This is a genomic window from Salinirubellus litoreus, from assembly GCF_037335815.1.
GTDB classification, from domain to species: Archaea; Halobacteriota; Halobacteria; order Halobacteriales; family Haloarculaceae; genus Salinirubellus; species Salinirubellus litoreus.
This window is the reverse complement of the sequence record NZ_CP147841.1, coordinates 170,175-185,453: the sequence shown is the minus strand read 5'-3', so window position 1 is coordinate 185,453 and position 15,279 is coordinate 170,175. Positions and strand designations below refer to the sequence as shown.

General features: G+C 70.1%; 16 protein-coding genes. 10 read left to right on the top strand and 6 right to left on the bottom strand.

The annotated features are described in order from the left end of the window. Window positions 1–64 precede the first annotated feature (64 nt). The 3 genes from WDJ58_RS00905 to WDJ58_RS00895 all read left to right on the top strand — a co-directional run bounded on the left by WDJ58_RS00905 (window position 65) and on the right by WDJ58_RS00895 (window position 3,567). Window positions 65–1,213 (top strand): NAD(P)/FAD-dependent oxidoreductase, encoded by a 1,149-nt coding sequence (locus WDJ58_RS00905; RefSeq protein ID WP_338915743.1) that lies wholly within the window; start codon window positions 65–67, stop codon window positions 1,211–1,213. A gap of 181 nt (window positions 1,214–1,394) precedes the next feature. Further along, complete coding sequence (locus WDJ58_RS00900; RefSeq protein WP_338915742.1) at window positions 1,395–3,071, top strand: amidohydrolase; 1,677 nt, start codon at window positions 1,395–1,397, stop codon at window positions 3,069–3,071. Between the two features lie 61 nt (window positions 3,072–3,132). Continuing rightward, window positions 3,133–3,567 carry a rhodanese-like domain-containing protein gene (locus WDJ58_RS00895; protein WP_338915741.1) on the top strand — a complete coding sequence of 145 codons (435 nt, stop codon included), beginning with the start codon at window positions 3,133–3,135 and terminating at the stop codon, window positions 3,565–3,567. Window positions 3,568–3,621: 54 nt separating this feature from the next. Here the strand turns inward: WDJ58_RS00895 and WDJ58_RS00890 are convergent, their stop codons facing one another. Next, window positions 3,622–4,167 (bottom strand): hypothetical protein, encoded by a 546-nt coding sequence (locus WDJ58_RS00890; RefSeq protein WP_338915739.1) that lies wholly within the window; start codon window positions 4,165–4,167, stop codon window positions 3,622–3,624. A 187-nt stretch (window positions 4,168–4,354) separates the two neighbouring features. Between WDJ58_RS00890 and WDJ58_RS00885 the strand changes: the two genes are divergently transcribed. After that, window positions 4,355–5,950 carry a HAMP domain-containing sensor histidine kinase gene (locus WDJ58_RS00885; protein WP_338915738.1) on the top strand — a complete coding sequence of 532 codons (1,596 nt, stop codon included), beginning with the start codon at window positions 4,355–4,357 and terminating at the stop codon, window positions 5,948–5,950. A 44-nt stretch (window positions 5,951–5,994) separates the two neighbouring features. Here WDJ58_RS00885 and WDJ58_RS00880 read toward each other — a convergent pair whose 3' ends face one another. After that, window positions 5,995–6,756 (bottom strand): sensor domain-containing protein, encoded by a 762-nt coding sequence (locus WDJ58_RS00880; protein ID WP_338915737.1) that lies wholly within the window; start codon window positions 6,754–6,756, stop codon window positions 5,995–5,997. 97 nt (window positions 6,757–6,853) lie between these two features. Here WDJ58_RS00880 and WDJ58_RS00875 point away from each other — a divergent pair, with 97 nt between their 5' ends. From WDJ58_RS00875 to WDJ58_RS00855, 5 genes are all read left to right on the top strand, one after another. After that, window positions 6,854–7,213, top strand: a complete 360-nt coding sequence (locus tag WDJ58_RS00875; RefSeq protein WP_338915736.1) for a helix-turn-helix domain-containing protein — start codon at window positions 6,854–6,856, stop codon at window positions 7,211–7,213. Beyond that, window positions 7,210–7,566, top strand: coding sequence for a hypothetical protein (locus tag WDJ58_RS00870; protein WP_338915735.1), 357 nt, complete (start codon window positions 7,210–7,212; stop codon window positions 7,564–7,566). The genes WDJ58_RS00875 and WDJ58_RS00870 overlap by 4 nt, the downstream gene beginning before the upstream one ends. After that, window positions 7,563–7,850, top strand: coding sequence for a DUF7521 family protein (locus WDJ58_RS00865; RefSeq protein ID WP_338915734.1), 288 nt, complete (start codon window positions 7,563–7,565; stop codon window positions 7,848–7,850). Before WDJ58_RS00870 ends, WDJ58_RS00865 begins: the two co-directional genes overlap by 4 nt. 77 nt (window positions 7,851–7,927) lie before the next feature. Further along, window positions 7,928–8,617 carry a sensor domain-containing protein gene (locus WDJ58_RS00860; RefSeq protein WP_338915732.1) on the top strand — a complete coding sequence of 230 codons (690 nt, stop codon included), beginning with the start codon at window positions 7,928–7,930 and terminating at the stop codon, window positions 8,615–8,617. Between the two features lie 22 nt (window positions 8,618–8,639). After that, window positions 8,640–9,608 carry a DUF4097 family beta strand repeat-containing protein gene (locus WDJ58_RS00855; protein ID WP_338915731.1) on the top strand — a complete coding sequence of 323 codons (969 nt, stop codon included), beginning with the start codon at window positions 8,640–8,642 and terminating at the stop codon, window positions 9,606–9,608. A gap of 249 nt (window positions 9,609–9,857) precedes the next feature. Here the strand turns inward: WDJ58_RS00855 and WDJ58_RS00850 are convergent, their stop codons facing one another. Both WDJ58_RS00850 and WDJ58_RS00845 read right to left on the bottom strand, forming a co-directional pair. Next, window positions 9,858–10,685 (bottom strand): hypothetical protein, encoded by an 828-nt coding sequence (locus tag WDJ58_RS00850; RefSeq protein ID WP_338915730.1) that lies wholly within the window; start codon window positions 10,683–10,685, stop codon window positions 9,858–9,860. Window positions 10,686–10,775: 90 nt separating this feature from the next. Next, window positions 10,776–10,934, bottom strand: coding sequence for a hypothetical protein (locus WDJ58_RS00845; RefSeq protein WP_338915729.1), 159 nt, complete (start codon window positions 10,932–10,934; stop codon window positions 10,776–10,778). 179 nt (window positions 10,935–11,113) lie between these two features. On the opposite strand from WDJ58_RS00845, the gene WDJ58_RS00840 reads away from it, so the two are divergent. Next, window positions 11,114–11,929 carry a polysaccharide deacetylase family protein gene (locus WDJ58_RS00840; protein ID WP_338915728.1) on the top strand — a complete coding sequence of 272 codons (816 nt, stop codon included), beginning with the start codon at window positions 11,114–11,116 and terminating at the stop codon, window positions 11,927–11,929. An 80-nt stretch (window positions 11,930–12,009) separates the two neighbouring features. On the opposite strand, the gene tcuA is transcribed toward WDJ58_RS00840, so the two are convergent. Further along, a complete protein-coding gene (tcuA, locus tag WDJ58_RS00835) occupies window positions 12,010–13,425 on the bottom strand; it encodes an FAD-dependent tricarballylate dehydrogenase TcuA (protein ID WP_338915727.1) in 1,416 nt (471 codons plus the stop codon). 313 nt (window positions 13,426–13,738) lie between these two features. After that, entirely contained in the window at window positions 13,739–15,037 is a 1,299-nt protein-coding gene (locus WDJ58_RS00830; RefSeq protein ID WP_338915726.1) for a glycosyltransferase, read from the bottom strand. Between the last annotated feature and the right edge of the window lie 242 nt (window positions 15,038–15,279).

Below are 15,279 nucleotides of genomic sequence, written 5' to 3'. Positions count from 1 at the left end.
CACGTGGGATCCCGTCCTCGTCCGGGGCGAGGACCTTTACCCGGGGGAGTCCCGACGGGAGAGTATGGACGTGGTGGTCGTCGGCGGCGGTATCGTGGGGGTGTCGAGCGCGTACTACCTCGCCGAGCGGGGTGCCGACGTGACCCTCCTCGAGAAGGCCTCGCTCGGGTCGGGGAGCACCGATCGGGCGGCCGGGGGTATCCGCGCACAGTTCTCGACGACCGTGAGCATCGAGCTCTCGAAGCGGAGCATCGAGGTCTGGGAGCGCTTCGAGGAGGATTTCCACACTGACATCGAGTATCGCCGACCGGGGTACATGTACGTCGCCCGTACCGGGTCGACCGCCGACCGCCTCCGCGAGGCGATCCCCTTCCAGAACGACCACGGCGTGGAGAGCGAGTTCCTCTCGCCCGAGGAGGCGGTCGAGTACGTCCCCGGCCTCCGGACCGACTCGTACGTCGGCACGGCCTACTGCCCGACGGACGGGTTCGCCGACCCGCACCTCGGCCTCCAGGGGTTCTCGCGTGCCGCCACGGGAGTGGGCGCGGAGATCCGGACCGGCGTCGAGGTGACCGACCTCGAAGCCGAGGACGGGGGCGTGAGCGTCGGGACGACCGACGGTACGTACGACCCCGAGTACGTCGTCGTCGCGGCGGGGTCGTGGTCGCCCAAGGTCGCCGGGATGGCCGGCGTCGACCTCCCCGTCTCCCCCCGGCGAAGACAGGCGATGGTCGTCGACCCCGAGTCGCCGGTCCCCGAGTCGAACCCGCTCGTGACCGACCTCGACGCCGGCTGTTACTTCCGCCCCGAGCGAGACGGCAAGGCGCTCGTCGGCGGGCACTTCGACGAGGCCGACCCCGAGCAGGATCCCGACCGCTACCGGACCTCGACGGATCTCGACTGGACGGTCGAGGCGATCGAGGAGGTCTCGGGCGTCGCGGACTACTTCGGGCCGGCGTCGGAGATCGTCCGGGGGTGGGCCGGGCTCTACGCCGTCACGCCCGACCACCACCCGATCATCGAGGAGTCCCGCCCCGGACTCGTGGTGGCGACGGGATTCTCCGGTCACGGGTTCATGCAGTCGCCGGCGACCGGGCAGGTCGTCGCCGAACTCGTTCTGGATGGTGAGGCCCGCACCGTGGACGTCTCGGCGCTGCGTGCCGACCGCTTCGAGCGCGGCGAGGCGCTCTCCGAGACGTACTTCAGCGCCTGAACGCCGGTATCGCCGCCGCACGTCCCCTATCGACCCAACGTTTAACGACCCGTGGGTCGCAGAGGCGTTCGTCACATGACAACGCTCCGCGGACGGGCCGAGACGCCCGACCACGACGGCCCCGACGGCCGGCACGAACCTGCCCCGAGGACGAGCCTTCTCGCCGTCCGGAGGATCGGAAATGCCCGATAGCGGCGACCTCGCGCTCGTCGACGGCCGGGTCCTGACGCTCGACCCCGACGTCCCCGACGGCGAGGCGCTCGCCGTCCGCGGCGGTCGCATCGCGGCGGTCGGATCGACCGACGAGGCGCTCGAACACGTCACCGACGACACCGAGGTGATCGACCTCGACGGCCGGACGGCGCTCCCGGGGTTCATCGACACCCACCTCCACGTCCCGCTGGCGGGCCGGCGGATGACCCACGTAAACTGCCGGTCGCCGCCGAACGAATCCATCGAGGACGTCCAGGAGCGCATCGCCGAGCGCGCCGAGACGACGACGGACGGGGAGTGGATCATCTGTTCGGGCTACAACCTCGGCCTCGTCTGGGAGGCCGAGGGCCGCCACATCGACCGGTGGGACCTCGACGAGGCCGCACCCGACAACCCCGTCCAGATCAACAGCGTCGGCGGACACACGGGGAGCATCTACAACTCGGCGGCGCTCGAAATCGTGGGCATCGACCGCGACACGCCGGATCCCGAGCCGCCGGCGGTCATCGAGCGCGACGAGGAGGGCCGGCCCTCGGGGCTGGTCAGCGAGGAGGCCGAGCTCCCCCTGCTGGAGGCGACGCCCGACGAGAGCGGGGAAGAACGACGCGAGGCCGTCCGCCGGGCCGTCGATCAGCTCCTGGAGTGGGGTGTCACGACGGCTCACGACGCCAAGACGACCCCCGGCGACCTCCGTATCTACCAGGGGCTCGCACGCGAGGACCGGCTCCCCATCCGTCTGGGGATGATGATCCAGGGGGACGCCGACGACGACGGGTCGCTCGGAGCGGAGGGCGAGGACGTCCTGGAGGCGCTCGCGACCTCGGGGATCGAGACCGGGTTCGGCGGCGACCGGCTCTACGTGGTCGGCGTGAAGTACTTCATGGACGGGGCGTTCACCGGCCGGACCGCGGCGATGCACGACCCCTACGAGGGCGAGGAGGTCCCCGAGGACTCCCCGCGGTACGACGGCCTGCTCCACATCGATCCGGACTACTTCGCCGAGCGGGTCGAGCGCGCCCACGAGGCGGGGCTACGCGTCTGCGTCCACGGCCAGGGCGACCGCGGCATCGACCACATCCTCGACGCGTTCGAGGCGGCCGCAGACCCCGACGAGGACCACCGGCTCCGCATCGAGCACGGGGGGCTCACGAAGCCCGAACAGCTCGAACGCATCGCCGATCTGGGGGTCTGCGTCTCCTCGTCGATCAACTTCCTCGGCGCGGACGTCTCGCGCAACTGGGTCTACTGGGGCGAAGAGCGGATGGACTGGACGTACGCCATCGGCTCGCTGTTCGAGTACGGTATCCCGACGGCGGCGAACGGCGACTGGCCGGTCGCGACGGGCGACCCCCGGCTCGCGCTCCGGACGGCCGTCACCCGCGAAACCGTGACCGGGGAGGTCGTCGGCCCGGACCAGCGCATCGATATCGAGGACACGCTCCGGCTCTACGGGCCCGAGGCGGCGTACCTGGAGTTCGGCGAGGACGAGAAGGGCACCCTGACCCCGGGCAAGCTCGGGGACGTCACCGTGCTCTCGGACGACCCGCGGGAGGTCCCGCCCGCCGAACTCACCGAACTCGACGTCGAGTACACCGTGGTCGGCGGGGACGTGATGTACGAGCGTGGAGCGGGTACGCGGTACTGACCTCGGCCGCCCGGGCTCCCACGGATAAGTATAAGTCCTCTGATATCGTTTCGAGTGTGTCATGACAGCGACGAGCGGCGGGTCGGCCTCCGGGAGCCGGATCGTGAAGGGGTACGAGCAGTTCGTCGCCGAGGCCCTCGACGAGATCGAGGAGTGGTCGACGGCGGAGGCTATCGAGCGGTACGGCGACGACGACGTGGTGTTCGTCGACGTCCGGGACGCCCAGGAACTCGTCGAGCACGGGCGCATCCCCGGAGCCGTTCACGCCTCCCGCGGGATGCTCGAGTTCCACGTCGACCCGGAGAGCCCGTACTTCATCGAGGTGTTCGGCGAGGACAGGCTGTTCGCGTTCCACTGCGCCGCGGGTGCCCGCTCCGCACTCGCCGCACATCGCGCCGGGGAGATGGGGCTCGCGTCGGTCGTGAACGTCGAGGGCGGATTCACCGTCTGGAAGGAGGCGGGCGGGCCGGTCGAGGAACCCAGTCCGACGATGTAGCCGACCCCGTACTCGCGGGGCGGACACCCGACCAGGGCCGGCGGGCCTGCCCGGTCAGCCCATCGGGACGGATGCCACACCTCCACGGTCGCGCTCGGAGGCCGCGGTCACGGCGGTGTCGACCACGGCGTCGACCTCCGACTCGCCCGGCGCTCCCGGCCCCCTGTTCGTGTTGTCGACGACGAGTTCGTACTCGCCGGCGGGGACCGTCGCGGCGACCTCGCCGTTGACGACGTCGGGCATGCTCACCTCCTCGAGATACTCGAACGGCTCGCCCCGCCGGTATCGGGCGGCCGCCCGGGGCCGCATGACGAACACGTCCACGGCCGGTCCGTCGTGCTTGACGTCGACCGAACGGTCCGAGAGGTTCGCCCCGACCGTGAGCCACCGCTCGCCGTCGAGCGAGAACCTCCGCACCTCGTACGCCCCCGCGGGTACCCGGAGCGTCTCGCTCACCAGCTCCGCCTCCCTCTCCGCAGACCGGCCCGGGGATCCCGCCCCGGAACACCCAGCGACGGTGGCGAACAGTCCGGTTCCGAGCGCGCCGAGGACCTCACGTCTCGATGTGTGACGACGGACGGTGGCGGGGTTCGTGTCCATGTCCCGTGGTTCGCCGCCGGTCCTGAAGCCGGTTGTCCAGGCTCACCCACGCGTTTGAGTCTGCGACGGCGTGCCCCACCGACGCGGGACCGTTACCTGGGGCGGTCGTCCGTGGCGGGGAACGCGGCGGCACGCGACTCGAAACGCGGAGCGCGTTTATGCTCGCACGCGCGGACGGTACGACGAGATGACTGTGTCGGGACGGGTGAACTACAGCGGGCTCGTGATCGCCGGCGTGGGTTTCTTCCTGACCCGGTTCACGGTTACGCTGTCGGTCTACGACGATCCGACACAGTTCTACCTCGCGGGCGTCGTCCCGCTGGCGCTCGGGCTCGGGCTCGCGGCGCTCGGCGTCGCGCTCGCCGTCGCCGACGTCGAATCCGCGTTCGTGCGGACGACGGCCGCCTGGTGTCTCGCCGGAACGGGAGGGATGCTGGTGCTCGTCGTCCTGACGCTGCTGGGTTCGACGACCGGGGAGCTCCCTGACCTCGCGACGGTTCGGTCGCGGGCCTACCTCTCGAACTTCCTCATCGGCGGGAGCGTCGGTGGGACGCTCACCGGGCTGTACGCCGCGCGCGACCGCCGACAGCGCGGCGAGCTCCGCCACCAGGCCAACCGGCTCGAGGTGCTCAACCGGCTGCTCCGCCACGAGGTGCTCAACGCCCTGACCGCCATCCGGGGGTACGCCACGCTCGCCGACGGCGGGAACCCCGAGGCACGAGCGGTGATCCGGGAGTACTCCGACGCCATCGAGGCGACGATCGAGGAGGTGAAGTACCTGACCCGGAGCGCGAGGCTGAACGAGGGTCGCATGGGGGCGGTCGACCTCGCGGCCTGTCTCGGCCGGAGCGTCGAGACGATCGACGAGACACACCCCGGGGCGAGCGTCTCGGTCGACACTCCGGCCGAGGTACCCCGGGTGCGGGCGAACGATCGGCTCGAACGCGTGCTCACGCACCTGATCGAGAACGCGGTCGTCTACTCCGGAGCGGAGGCAGGGGGGACGACGGTGGACGTATCGGTGAGGACGCGGGCGAACGCCGTCCGCGTGAGCGTGACCGACGGCGGGCCGGGGCTCCCCGAGCGTCAGCAGCGGCTCCTCGAGACCGGCGAGGTCACCCGGTACGACGATCCCCGGGCGGGCTACGGGCTGAACGTCGTCCGGCTCCTGGTCGAGAGCTACCACGGATCGATCGAGACCGACGTCGGCCCCGACGGGTCGACGGTGACGGTCGTCCTGCCGCGGGCCGACCCGGACGGCCCGAGACTGCGGTCGATCCGCTCGGGGCTGACCGGCGTCAGGCCCGCTACTCCACAGCTGGTCGTCACCCTGGGCGCGGCGCTGGTCGCCGGCGTGGTGTACGGGGGGGTCGCCGAACTCCTCGGCGGTTCCGTGGGTGTCATCGGGGTGTTCTACGGGGCCCAGGACCCGCTCGTCGGCTGGATCACCCACGAGTTCCACAGCGTCGTCTTCGGGTTCGTCTTCGCCGGCCTCGTCTCGGTAGCGCCCGGGCGATACTGGGACTCCATCCCCGCCCACGTGGGGATCGGGATCGGCTGGGGGCTCGTCCTCTGGTTCGTCGCCGCGGGGGTGATCTCCGCGGTCTGGCTTCGACTGCTCGGCATCCCGGCACCGCTCCCGAGCCTCTCGTCGATGACCCTCGCGACCCACCTGGTGTGGGGCGGCTCGCTCGGCGCGCTCACCGCGCTCGGGTACGAGCACGTCGCGCCCTGGCTGGCACGGCTCGACCGGCGATGGGGACGCGGGACCGGACGGGACTGACTCGACTCGTCATCCGCCGTCGCGGTGGTCGGGACCGACGCCCCTCAGACGCGCCCGAGAAGTGCCGGAATCCGGGGGCCGAGTAGCAGGCGGGCCCACTGCCCGCCGAGCCACGCCACCACGTTCAGCACGTTGAGCGCGAGGACGAGCCCGATGACGCCGAGTGTCGACATCGCGAGTGCTTCGGGGAGCGTGTCCACCTCCCAGGAGGTGAGCCGGACGACGAACGAGACGCCGACGAGAAGTTGCTCCCAGGGGACGTACAGCGAGAGCTCCCGACTGATACCGTCCCCGAGGAACAGCCCGACGCGCGCGCCCGGAGTCCGATAGAAAAGCGGGGTGGCGACGAGGACGCCCGCCGGGAGCAGGAGCGTCAGAAGAAGAACGAACGACGCGGTCCCGAACGCGAGCTTGGTCGCGAGGAAGACCACGCCCGTCCAGACGGCGGGGTCGAGTACCAGCGCTCGCCCCCGGGCGACCGCCCCCTCCCGGTCGAGAAACGGCCAGTCCGGCGTCCCCACCTCGACGCCGAGCAGCCACGCGACGAGGTAACGCTCGACCGTCACGAGCAGTAGCGCGACCAGCAGCACCGCGACGAACAGGGGGACGCCGACCAGGAGGAACGACAGTCCGACGCTCAGGGACAGCCCGACGGCCAGGAAGACGAAGTAGGCCAGGCCGAGCGGGAACGCCAGCGCCAGGTACAGGAGATTCCCGTAGGTACGGGGGCGCAGCGGTGCAGTTGCGACTGCCCGGAGCGTGGGTCGGGGTACCGACGCGCGGAGGGTGGCGAGGACGCCGGACATCCGGGGTCACCCGTAGCACGCGGCGGCCGGGGGATAAATCTCCGGGGGAGGGGTCACCCTTTTCCGATGCGACGAGGAGTACCGGGTCGAAGGCACGATGGAGCAGAGCGACGGGCGCACCGACGACGAGGAACTCTACGCGCTCCTCGACGACGAGTACGCGCGACGCATCCTCGTCGAGACGTACGGGGACGCCCGTTCGGCGGAGGCACTCAGCGACGCCTGCGACGCCTCCGAGTCGACGATCTACCGCCGGGTCGAGCGCCTCCGCGAACGCGACCTCATCGAGGGGATCCAGCGGCTCGACCCCGGAGGTCACCACCACGAGGTGTACGCCGCGCGGCTCGAACGGGTGACCGTCGAACTCACCGACGACGGACTGGTCGTCGACGTCGACTACGCGGAGGAGCACGCCGCCGATCGGTTCACGCGACTGTACGAGGAGCTATCGGGATGACCCGATCCACCACCGGGACGGAATTCGCGACCGTCGCGAGCGGTGCCGTCGCACAGGTGGACACCATCGGCGGATCGACGCCGACGGCCGTCGCCGCCGTCGTCGTGTTCTTCGTCGCCCTCGGGCTGTCGGTCCTCGTCACCTATCGATACGCGCGCGGCTACCTGCGGACGAGACGACGACCGCTCCTCCACCTCACGGTCGGGCTCCTGCTGCTCGCGCCGGCGCCGATGTTCGTCCGGCTCGTCCTCGGCAACGTCGCCGTCGCCACTGCGACCGAGCGGACGTTCGTCGTGACCGTCAGCAAACTGTGTGGTCTGCTCGTCATCCTCTCGGTGGTCCACCGCTCATGAGCCTCGGAACGCCCCTCGGGACGCTCACCGCGCTGACCGTAACCGTCACCGTCGTCCTCGGACTCTACGTCTGCCACCTGGCGTACCGCGGCTACCGCCGCAACGACAGCGAGACGATGCGGGTGCTGGCCGTCGGGGTCCTGTTCGTCGCCGTCGTTCCCTACGCGGTGAGTTACGCGGTCGCGCCGCTGCTCTCGCTGACCGACGCCCAGACCATTCTCGGCGTGACCCTCTCGCACACCGTCGGGCTGGCGGCCATCTACCGCTCGACTAGCAGTACATAATTCTTGTGTCCAGTCGCCGGGACGGCAGTCCGGTCTCCCTTTATACGGAGCTACGGGACGAAGCGGTACTCGTAACGATGTCGACGACACGGTCCCCAGACGGCTTCGGTGCTGCCCTCCGGCAGTTCTTCGGCGTGCCGTTCCGTCAACAGACGTACCGCAACCTCGCGTACCTGGCGCTGGCGTTCCCGCTCGGCCTGGCGTACTTCGTGGGAGTCACGACGGGCCTCTCGACGGGTTTCGGTCTCCTCGTCACGCTGATCGGCGTCCCGCTGCTCGTGCTCACGGTCGCCGCGACGACCGCCCTCGCCGGGTTCGAGGCGAAGCTCGCGACGTGGCTGCTCGGCGTGGAGACGACGCCACCCGAGGCGCTCGACGACCTGGGCTCCGCGGATCTCCGGACGCTCGACGGGCTGGTCGAGGCCACCCGGCGGCTGTTATCGGAACCGACGACGTGGACGGGCCTCCTGCTCGTCCTCCTGAAGCTCGTCTTCGGCGTTGTCGCGTTCGTCGCGCTCGTCACCGCCGGTTCCGTCGCCGGAACCTTCCTGACCATGCCCCTGTTCTATGACGCGGGTACGGTGACCTACACTGTCGGCCCGTACGTCGTGGACACGCTCGGCGAGGCGCTCGCCGGTAGCGTGCTGGGCGTGCTGGCCCTGTTGGTCTCGCTCCACGTCCTGAACGGGCTGGCCAGGTTCGGCGGTTTCACCACCGTGGTCCTGCTCGGCGACGGCCTCGACGATACCCCGTCCGACGGCGCGTGAGCCCGTCACTCCCCATACGACGATGCCCTCCGACATCCGAGACACCGACAGCGACTCGAACACTCACGACGCTCGCGACACCGACCGCACCGGCGATACGGCCCCCGCCGACGAGTCGACGACGCTCTCGCGCCGACGCCTGCTGGGTACGGCCGCCGCGACCGGAACCGCGGGTCTCGCCGGCTGTAGCGCCCCGCTCGTGCAGGTACGTACGACCACCGATACGGTCGAACGCGAGTTCGACACGGCCGACGTCTCCCGGATACGCGTCGGCGACGCCGACGCCGCCGTGGCGTTCGAGCGAACCGACGGCGACACGGTTCGGGTCCGTGCCCACAAGCGGGCCCGGGGGAGCACGGAGGTGGACGAACTCGAACTCCGATCCCGCGTCGAGGGCGGCGCTCTCTACCTCGGCACGCACGAACCGCCCGTCGTCGGAATCGGCGGCGGGAGCGTCGACCTCGCGGTGTTCGTCCCCGGCGAGGTCGCAGTCGACCGCGTCCGGACTGACGACGGTTCGGTCACGCTCCGGGGTGTGAGCGGCGATCCGACCGTCGAGACCGGCGACGGTGACGTCGTCGCCAGCGACGTCAGGGGCGACCTCGACGCGGCTACCGAGGACGGTGACGTGACCGTCGAGCGGACGACCGGCGTCGTCGCCGCCCGGTCCGACGACGGGGACGTGCTGGTTCGTGCCCCGGGTTCGATCGGCGACCTGCGGACCGGTGACGGGGACGTGACCGCCGAGATCCCGGTCGTCGATGGGCCGGCCACCGTCCGCTCGCGTGACGGGGACGTGACGGCCGAGATAGGCGAGGCGCTCGACGCGACGATCGACGCGACGACCGGCGACGGGAACGTCACCGCCACCGGCATCGGGACTGTCGAGACCGTGACGGACACCCACGTCGCCGGGACCCTCGGCGAGGGGACGGACGAGCTACGGGTACACACCGACGACGGCGACGTGACCCTCACCTCGCTATCGTAGCAGTCACGCCGCCGTCACCGGATACCCTCCGATCACGACGACGTAACGGCTCCGACGAACCGTGTTCGCGGAGCCGACATCCCCGGACGGTACCGGACGTTCTCGATGTAGCCGGACGACGACACCTACCGGTCCGACGATGCACCGTCCGCCCCGACGATCCGCTGGCCCACAGGTCGACGTGCGCTATCGACGTCGAACGGGAACGTGCCGACGACAGCGGCGTCCCGCGGGGTGTGACCGGCCGGGTCAGCCCTCGCGTGCGACGAGGGCGAACAGCGAGGCGAACAGCAGGCCGTACGCGGCCACGAACCAGTCGAAGGAGTCGACGAACACCGCGGCCGCGACCCCGCCCCCCGCGAACAGGACCGCGAGGGCGGCCGCGACGACCCGAACGGTCGGGTTCGGCTCGCGCCCGCTCGTCCCGTCGGCCTCGGCAACGACCCGGTCGAGCGCCGCCGTGGCGTCGTCGAGGACGGGGACGGGAACGGCGATTCGGGAGGGGACGGTCCCGAAGCGCCCCGGCCCCGACGCGTCGAGCGAGACGACCGCGAGCGGGCCGATCCGTCGAACCGAGTAACCCGTCACACGGGAGAGACCCCACTCGCGCTCGCCGGTCTCGACGGTTCCTGCCTCGGGGTCGATGCGTCCCCGCGTCGAGCAGAGCACGGCGACGAGCCCCGCGAGCGCCCCGGCGACGAACAGGCCGCCGGCGAGGAGCGGCTCGACCCGAAACGCCACGGCGAGGACCACCGCGCCCGCGACGCCCGCGACGAGCCGCTCCCGGGTCAGGAGCCGTCGCTTCGCTCCCTCCGGGTAGAGCGTCGGTCGCTGGTCCGGGTCGCGGATCATCGGCAGCAGGTAGAGCAGCGAGAACGGCCCGCCGACGAGCGCGAGGAGGACGACGAGCAGTCGTAGCTCGACGCCCCCGGCGACCAGCACGAGGGCCAGCGAGACGGCGGCCGTGAGGACCATCCCGAGGTAGGCTCCGGCGAGGGCAGTCACGCCGGCGAGCAGACACCATCGGAGCCACGGCTCCGTGGTGTGGTCGTACCGCCAGGAGACGCGGGAGGGCATCGGCGAGGGTAGTCGACGGCACCGCATGAGCCTGTCGCCGGTCCGACACCTGCGGAACCGCGACTCGTTGCCCCCCGCCGGGCGTCGGGCTCAGCGGACGTATCGCCACGCGACGTACGCGAGTACCACGAGGAGGGCGAGGAGGACCGAGAGCAGGATCTGCTGTGCGATCAGGAGTCCGTAGCCGACCACGAACAGGACGAGCAGGGCGGTGAGGGCCGTGGCGGCGACGTCGGCGGTGGAGGACATGAGTTTCGTCCCGTCTCGCGGCGCGGTGGGTATGTGTCTTCGGACCGTGCGGACCGTGGACGTGAGGTGCGGGGGTCGGGCGTGCCGTCCCCGGCCGGGCCGGACGCCGCCCGATCGGGCCGCTCGCGGTTCCTTCCCTCTGGGCCGGGGTTTATTCCCCTCCGAGGTGACCGGCGGCCATGCACCGGGTCTGCCTGACGTTCGACTTCGACGCCGTCTCCTCGTGGATCCACGTCGACGACGGGGGGAACACGCCCGTCAACCGATCCCGCGGGCTGTTCGGCGCGGAGGTCGGCGCCCCCCGACTGCTCGACCTGCTCGCCGACCACGACATCTCGACCACGTGGTTCACCCCCGGGCACACGCTCGACAGCTTTCCCGAGGTATCGGCCCGCATCCACGAGGAGGGCCACGGGATCCAGCACCACGGCTGGTCGCACACGCGACCGGGCGACTACGACTCGCGAGAGGCCGAGCGCGAGGACGTAGAGCGGGGGATCGAGAGCATCGAGCGTCTCACCGGGGGCCGCCCGACGGGGTACCGCTCGCCGTCGTGGGACTTCTCCGAGCACACCCCCGGCCTGCTCGCGGATCTCGGTTTCGAGTGGGATTCGAGCGCGATGGCCCGGGAGTTCGAGCTCTATCGCCTCCACGTCGACGACACGCCGCCGGACGGGCCGTACGACCGCGGCCGCGAGCTGGACGTGGTCGAGATTCCCGTCTCCTGGCAGCGCGACGACTGGCCGGCGCTCGGCTACAGGCGGGGGAAGGGGTTCGCCGACGAAGCGGCCGTCTTCCGGGCCTGGCGCGAGAGCTTCGACTGGATGGTCGGGAACTGCGAGGCGGGCGTGTTCGTCCTCACGACGCACCCGCAGGTGATCGGTCAGGCTCGGCGGCTGAATCGGCTCGAAGCGTTCGTCGAACACGTCGCCGACACGCCCGACGTCGAGTTCGCACGCTGTAGCGAGGTCGCCGCCGACTTCCGGGAGGCGTAGCACCGGCGCGACGTGGAGGCGCACCGAGGGTCCGTGAGACGCCCGTCCGAGAGGCGGTGAGAGTCCGAGTAGAAAGCGCCTCAGTCAGCGCGTGCGCGTTCGGTCTCCACGTACTCGGCGGCGCTCTCGGCGGCCACCCGCCCGAAGACGGCGGCGTTCGTCAGGCCCGTCCCGCCGGGGTAGTTCTCGTAGAACAGTCCTCCGGTGGAGTTTCCGGCCGCGAACAGCCCCGGGATGGTTCGATCGGTCGTGTCGAGCACCTCCGCGTCGGGCGTGATGGCGACGCCGCCGAACGCGAACGTCATCCCGCCCGTGACGGGGTAGCCGGTGAACGGCGGCTCGTCGAGCGGGAGCGCCCAGTTCGACTTGGGTGGTTCGATTCCCGTCGCACTGTTCCCGTCGAGGACGTTCGGCTCGTACTCGCCGGGGTCGCACGCCTCGTTGTACGCCTCCACCGTCTCGACGGCCCTCTCGGGCCGCTCGATGTCGAGCCGACGCACGAGGGACTCGATGCTGTCGGCCGTGATCGGCCGACCCGGGCCCATGTGGGCCACGTCGTCGACGACCTTCGAGTCGACGACGATGAACGCCTCGTGGTACGGCTGCTCGAAGATGCGCCGGCCGAACTTCGCGTACGTGTGGGCGCGGGCGTCCTCGCCCTCGTCGACGAACCGCTCGCCGTCGTGGTTGAGGATCAGGCCGTACTGGTAGCCGTCGATTCGGGTGATCCCCCCCTCGACGTCGGGGGACTGGGCGTCGATGATCGCCATGTGGGCGTCGCCCCACTCCCCGTCGGACTTCGCGCCGACGTCCATCGCGGCGTCGATCGCCTCGCCCGTGTTGTAGCGGCTCCCGCGGACCTTCATGTTGCCGTAGCCCGGGCCGTAGTAGCGAGTACGGCGCTCCTTGCTCGACCCGTAGTCACCCGCAGCGAGGATCACCGCCTCGCCCTCGAATCTCGTTCTCCGACCCTCGACGCGGGTGTCGACTGCCGTCACGCGCCCCTCGTCGTCGCGGTGGAGGCCGCGGGCCTCGGTGTCGTAGTGGACCTCGCCGCCCGCCGCTTCGAGGATCGACACGAGATCGGCGACCATCTCCTCGCCGTCGAGCCAGACCCGCCCCGCCGTGTACCCCGGATGGGGGGCCTGGTACTCCCACTCGAGGCCGAGGTCGTCGGTCAGCCACTCGAACGTCTCGACCGACCCCTCCGCGACCCGCTTGGCGAGGTCCTCGTCGGCCCGGAAGTCGGTCACCTTCATGATGTCCGAGTAGAAGTCGGCGGTCGAGTAGTCCTCGACGTTGAACTCGGCGTCGAGATCGATGTCCTCGGTGGGGATGCGGAACGACTCGGTGAAGCGGGTGTGGCCGCCGCGGTGCTCCTCGGGTGCCTTCTCCAGGACCGCGACGGAGAGTCCGAGTTCGGTCGCCCGCACGCCCGCACACAGCCCGGCGATGCCACAGCCGACGACCACGAGGTCGTGCGCCCGTCGCCTCATTCGCCCGACCCCCGGCTGACGCGGTTCGGCGGTGATCGGGTCGGTGCGTCCATGTCTCGGGTGATCGTCGTCGAACCGTTATTAGTGCTCGGGCGTCGGCGGGACGCTCACGTCGACCGCGTGACCCACCGGCATCGACCGTCCCCGGGGTGGCGTTCCATCGACCAGCGGCCCGACGCTACCGGCGCCCTCGTCGAGTCGGTCGTCGAACGGCTCCGTGGCCGTCGATCGCTCATACGGACGGTTGTAGTCTTTTACCGGTGACCGCAGATCCCGTCCGGCGATCGCCGGTACATCGTTACAACCGTCCGTATCAGGCGTGCTCGGCGAGCAGGTCGTCGAGGAGCCTCGCGGCCTTGGCCGCCCCGTCTGCGGCCTGCATGTGCTCCGAGGCGGCCGCCACGTTCCCCTGTATCTCGGGATCGTCCAGGCAGGCCTCCAGCTTCGAGGCGAGCTCCTCGTCCGTCCAGTCCGAGCGGTGGAGGGTGAAGCCGTGGCCCGTCTCCTCGACCCGGGTCGCGTTGTCGAATCCGTCCCACGCGTACGGCATGACGACCGCCGGCGTCCCGTAGTAGAGACACTCGTTGGTGGTGTTGTTCCCGCCGTGGTGGACGACGACGTCGGCCTTCGAGACGACCGAGGGCTGGGGGAACCAGTCGGATATCTCGACGTTGTCCGGGACCTCGTCCTCGTCGTGGGCGTCGACGTACTCGCCGACGTTCACGAGACAGCGGTAGGGTCGGTCTCCCAGGAACTCGACGAGCCGCTTCATCAGCTCGGTGTCGCCCGCGCCGAGGCTCCCGAAGCTCAGGTACAGCAGCGGCGCGTCGTCCATCCCGTCGAACTCCGGCACGTCGTAGGGCTCCTCCTCCCGGACACAGCCTTCGAGGTACTGGAACCGGTCGGGGTCGAGCGCCAGCCAGCGGTCCCACTGGAGCGGTTCGGGGTAGAGCAGCAGGTTCAGGTACGGCGAGGGCTCGAAGAACTGGCCGACCGGGTAGGGGTCGACGCCGCAGGACTCCAGAAACTCGTTGAACTCCTCGTGGACGGGCTCGATGACCTCCTTGAACCGCTCCTCGAACCGCCAGTGGGCCTCGTAGTCGTCCTCGCGACAGCCCGAGCAGTACGGCGGTATGGCCGGGTCGGGGATCTCGTTTTCCGTACACGAGGTGATCCGGACCCAGGGGACGCCGTACCGCTTGGTGGCCGGGAACAGCACCACGTTGTCGACGCAGATCAGGTCGGGATCGATCTCCTCCAGAACCTCTGGGAGCCCCTCCTCGGACCACTTCGCGGTCTCGACGATGGACTCCCAGCACTCCCTGATGTAGTTGTCAATCTGCTCCCGCGGCGGCCTGTCGAAGTTCGGGATGTGCTCGTTGATGAAGTCGTCCCAGTAGCGGGCCTTCTCCTCGGCCGTCATCTCCGGGTCCGACATGTCTACGTAGCGCTCCTCGAACCCGTAGTCCTCGAACAACCCCTCCATCGCGGGGTCCGTGATGAACACGGGTTCGTGGCCCAGTTCCTCGCACTCCTGGGCGATCCCGACCGAGTTGAGCGCGGGCCCGTACGCCTGCTCCGGGAAGAACGCGATCGTTTTACCGCCGGTCATATTCTCCCCTCGGAGCCGCCAGCGGTCGGATCCCCCGCACGGACGGACGCTCCGGTGGTGTTTCGCTCGGCACCATGGCGTTACGGACTAACGCACTATATTAAGCTCTCCGGGGGGTGGTAGTTCGACTCCGGGCGTACTCTCGGAGCGGTGGGCGGTCGTCCGGTGCCCGCGCCCGCTAATCGCTCGTAGAGGGTTCGAATCCCTTGCTGGCATTTCGCTGTTCGCGCTGCGCTGCCGTG